Below are 3,881 nucleotides of genomic sequence, written 5' to 3'. Positions count from 1 at the left end.
CGCTGGTCGAGACCTGGGACGCGCTCGGCATCCCCTATGCCGCCTCCGGCCGCCCGGCCGTCGCCAAGAGCGACCGGATTATTCCACTCCTGGTGCCGAAATCAGGCGGGTAGCAAGCATCCGATCGGGTAACGATCATTGAGGAGGAAATGCCAATGTTTCGCGATCGCAAGGAGGCGGGACGAAAGCTCGGGGCCGAACTGGAAAAGCTTCAGCTCGAGAACCCGATCGTGCTCGCATTGCCACGGGGCGGCGTACCGGTCGCCGTCGAGATCGCAAAGGCCCTCAAGGCACCACTTGATCTGGCGATAGTGCGGAAGGTCGGAGCGCCGGGAAATCCGGAACTGGCAGCCGCCGCAATCGTTGATGGCGATCCGCCGGACGTGGTGCTCAACCGGGACGGCGTGGAGGCTTATTCGCTCGGCGATGACGAACTTCGGGTGCTGGTCGCAAAGGAACGTCCGGAGCTCGAGAGACGTCGTACCGCATATCGCGGCAAGCGCGCTCCTTTGGAGATATGCGGCAAGACGGTGATCATCGTTGACGACGGCGCGGCCACCGGGACGACGATGAAAGTCGCGATCCGCGCGCTTAAGAGACGTTCACCTCGGCAAATCGTCGTAGCCCTCCCGGTGGCATCGCCAGAGACGTTGACCGATCTTGCCTACGAAGCCGACTGGACCGTCTGCCTCAGCGAACCGGCGCATTTCCGGGCGCTCAGCCAAAATTACCTCAATTTTCCTCAGCTCTCAGACGACGACGTGGTTTCCATCTGGGACGAGGCCGCGCGCGTCCAGAACACCGGTCGACGCGGCAATCCGAGGCGAGATGGCGATGCGGCCGCAGATGGGGACACCGCGACCGCGAAGGAATAGGAGACGCCCATGCTCATCCGCATACTTGCCACGCTGGAATGTACAAAGCTGCTAACGGCCAACCGCTTCGCTCGGCTGGCCTGCGCAAAAGACGGACAGCCTTACATCGTACCGCTCTATTATGCCCATTCGGACAATCATCTCTATGCGTTCTCGATGTTGGGCAAGAAGATCGATTGGATGCGCAGCAATCCGCTCGTCTCGGTCCAAGTCGATGAGCGGGGCCCCGGCAGAAGCTGGAAGAGCGTGGTTGTCGACGGGCGCTATGAGGAACTTCCGGACCGCGTCGGACACAACCTCCAGCGCGACCACGCCTGGGCCCTGCTCAGCAGGCATGCGGATTGGTGGGAACCGGGCGCGGTAAAGCCAGGTGCGCCGCAAGCCGCTGCCGACCTGCCGCATGTTTTCTTCCGGATCTTTATCGCCGACGTATCTGGGCGCGAGGCGAGTGAGAGCTGATCGAAACTGACGTGGTCACCAAACTGGGCGGACGCCCTAGCGCCGCAAGGCCACTGCCACTCTTCGTGGCCACTTCGGCATGATGTTGGAACGCGACAGGAGAAGAGTCGCAGTCGCGCGCTGCCAATTGCATCTTGAGATCGGGCCGCTCAGTGTGCCGAAAACCCTGAGGCCTAAGCGACGGCTTATGGATCCTTCTGGATCGACCGTCTGTAGAGCTAATCCTCGAATGGTGATCAATTCTGAATGGTGATCAATTCTAACGGAAATTTCGTCTTCAAGCATCCAGCTGCTATCTGCCTAAGGGCCTCCGTGAGAGTTCCAGCAGCTCCTGCTCGTCTGAGATCCCGGCCATGTACGCAGCGATGATGCGCGAGGCTGTGTGCTCTCTCTGATCCTCGGTTTCATTCATCACCGACCCGGACTCGAAGACGCGAATGAGAAGCTCCACCTCTGCCGGGGCGAAGGTGCCTTTCATCAATCTCCTGATCGGCAAGGGGCACCCCTCGTAGCCAGCCCGTCGAGCCAACCTATCGGAAACTGCACGGGCCGAATAGTAGATATTCATCTTTGCGCGCAAAACGATAGCCTAAGTCCGCATTGATGATCGGAGTCGTAATGGACGAACTCTCAATCCCTACGTTGGGAATGATACTTCTGACAGCCTCCGTCGTCGCCATGATATCGAGGCGGCTCAGGCTGCCCTATAGCGTGGGGCTGGTTGCAGCCGGGATCGGTCTCAGTTTTATCCCGGGTGCAGTCGAACTCCCCCTGAGCCGGGATCTGATTTTCACGGTCTTCCTGCCACCGCTGATCTTCCAGGCCGCCCTTGAGATAGAGTTTCGTCACTTCCGGCTGAACCTGCCGGTGACCGCACTGCTCGCCTTTCCGGGCGTCGCGATCGCTGCTGCAGCGGTAGCCATCGGCATGCATCAGCTGCTCGGGTGGAGTTGGATCGGCGCCAGCCTGTTCGGCGTGCTGATCGCTGCCACCGATCCCGTGTCCGTCCTGGCTGCCTTCAAGGAGATGAAGGTGCAGTCTCGCCTGGGGCTTCTGGTCGAGTCGGAAAGTCTGCTCAACGATGGAGCGGCCGCTGTTGGCTTCACCATTCTGGTCGCGCTCGCTGCCGGAGCCAGCGCCACGCCCTTGGCAATAGCCTTTTCATTTGCATGGACGGTTGCGGGCGGCGTCGCCGTCGGTGCGGGCGTGGCGGCCGTGCTCCTTCTCATTGCCGGAAGGACTGAGGACCACCTGGTGGAAATTACGCTGACAACGATTGCCGCCTACGGATCATTCCTGATCGCCGAAAAGTTCGGCATGTCGGGCGTTCTCGCAACGCTCACCGCCGGTCTGCTGGTGGGCAATGTCGGTTGGAAAGGCGCTATATCGGAAAATGCCCGTAGCCATGTGCTTGCGTTTTGGGGATACGCAGCCTTCCTTGCCAACTCCATCGTGTTCATTTTGATCGGCGGGCATGAAGCGCACCAACCACTTGGATTGTTTGCCTTTCCCTCTGCTGTCGCGGTCGTGCTGGTGCTGCTCGGCCGCGTCCTGGCGATCTATCCACTTTGCGCCCTGCTCAACCGGACAGCGCTGAAGGTCGATTTCAGATATCAGCACGTGCTGGTCTGGGGAGGTCTACGGGGCTCATTAGCCCTGGCACTAGCGCTCGCCCTTCCCCAGAGCGTGGCGGAGCGCGGTGCAATCATCGTTACGGCATTTGCCGTAGTAGCGTTTTCGATTTTCGTGCAAGGCCTGACCATGCCTTGGCTCATCAAACGAATGGGACTGCTCGAAGACGGGTCCGTTCGACAGCGAGCTGGGCAAGCTGGGCGAGGCTAGCCACCGCCTCGGCACGTCGCTTCTTTGGCGCGCCGCTCTGGTTAGCGGCCGGCCTCTCCAACATGCTGTGAGCCATCCGCGAAAGCACTTGCAGCGAGGATGGAGAGCTCCGTGAGAACCGCGCTCTTCCTCGTGGTGGGTTGATCGTCATGATCTTACTGGCCGCCTGGTCGCCGCCCACCTGGGGCAGCTTTATCAGAGGCGGAAAGGTTTTCATCCACCCTCAATGGGAGGAAACCGAAGGCAGGCGCTGCCCCGCGGGAACTGGGGTGGCTTACTCCACGAGATCAGCATGTGGCCATGCCGTGGCGCTGGGTTGTCTGCTATTCGTCCGACGCGGCGAGAGGCGTTTCTCGATATCCGGCCGGCCGGCCCGTCTCCTCGAAAGCAGCAGCAAACTTGCTTTCAGTGCATCATTGCCTATGTGTGTCCAAAGGCGTGTGCTGCGTGCGCCCGGGCGCTGCTCGACTACGGAGAACGTGACAACCCGTTTCGATCGGAGCGCAGCGATGCCCAAGGTCAAATCGATGCTTCGCGAATTCCTCGACGGCGAGGCGGCCGGCGGCATCATCCTGATGGCGGCCGCCGCCCTAGCGCTCATCGTCGCAAACTCGCCGTTTGCCGAAATCTATTTCGCCGCCCTCCACGCCTATCTCGGTCCGCTCAGCGTCTCGCACTGGGTGAATGACGGGCTTATGGCGGTGT

The 3,881-nt window shown here is 60.8% G+C and carries 5 protein-coding genes; 4 read left to right on the top strand and 1 reads right to left on the bottom strand.

What is annotated here, in order from left to right:
- The first annotated feature begins 155 nt into the window (after positions 1-155).
- Complete coding sequence (locus EOD29_RS30475) at positions 156-875, top strand: phosphoribosyltransferase (protein ID WP_127248766.1); 720 nt, start codon at positions 156-158, stop codon at positions 873-875.
- A 9-nt stretch (positions 876-884) separates the two neighbouring features.
- Positions 885-1,334, top strand: coding sequence for a pyridoxamine 5'-phosphate oxidase family protein (locus EOD29_RS30470; protein ID WP_127248765.1), 450 nt, complete (start codon positions 885-887; stop codon positions 1,332-1,334).
- Positions 1,335-1,626: 292 nt separating this feature from the next.
- Here the strand turns inward: EOD29_RS30470 and EOD29_RS30465 are convergent, their stop codons facing one another.
- Positions 1,627-1,812, bottom strand: a complete 186-nt coding sequence (locus EOD29_RS30465) for a hypothetical protein (RefSeq protein WP_127248764.1) — start codon at positions 1,810-1,812, stop codon at positions 1,627-1,629.
- A 140-nt stretch (positions 1,813-1,952) separates the two neighbouring features.
- Between EOD29_RS30465 and EOD29_RS30460 the strand changes: the two genes are divergently transcribed.
- Positions 1,953-3,176 (top strand): cation:proton antiporter, encoded by a 1,224-nt coding sequence (locus EOD29_RS30460; RefSeq protein ID WP_127248763.1) that lies wholly within the window; start codon positions 1,953-1,955, stop codon positions 3,174-3,176.
- A gap of 509 nt (positions 3,177-3,685) precedes the next feature.
- A partial coding sequence (locus EOD29_RS30455) for a Na+/H+ antiporter NhaA (protein ID WP_206520521.1) occupies positions 3,686-3,881 on the top strand: 196 nt, incomplete at its 3' end.

It is taken from the genome of Mesorhizobium sp. M1A.T.Ca.IN.004.03.1.1 (assembly GCF_003997555.1).
GTDB lineage: Bacteria > Pseudomonadota > Alphaproteobacteria > Rhizobiales > Rhizobiaceae > Mesorhizobium.
Note: the sequence above shows the minus strand (reverse complement) of the source record. Positions and strands in the feature narration are given on the sequence as shown.